General features: G+C 39.1%; 1 protein-coding gene. It reads left to right on the forward strand.

Annotated features, from left to right (window positions below; translation table 11 throughout):
- Positions 1 to 17: 17 nt before the first annotated feature.
- Positions 18 to 233, forward strand: a 216-nt coding sequence (locus RYX56_RS26225; protein ID WP_369293578.1) for a sensor histidine kinase, incomplete at its 3' end; no start/stop codon positions are given.

The following is a 233-nucleotide window of genomic DNA, read 5'->3' on the forward strand; positions in this document are numbered from 1 at the left end:
ATATCGACGGGAAAAATATTTATCTTAGTATCGAACAGGATGAGGAGGTTTTAGCGATTTTGATTGAAGACAACGGATGTGGCATTCCAGAAGAAATTCAACCGCTTATTTTTAAAAAGGGGTTTTCAACAAAGAACAGTCTAGACCATGGCATTGGACTCTATTTAATCAAGGAAATGGTTGAAAAGGCAAATGGCACGATTCAGGTAGAATCCGATCCTGGAAGAGGGACT

It is taken from the genome of Alkalihalophilus lindianensis (assembly GCF_032843265.1).
GTDB classification, from domain to species: domain Bacteria; phylum Bacillota; class Bacilli; order Bacillales; family Bacillaceae_D; genus Alkalihalophilus; species Alkalihalophilus lindianensis.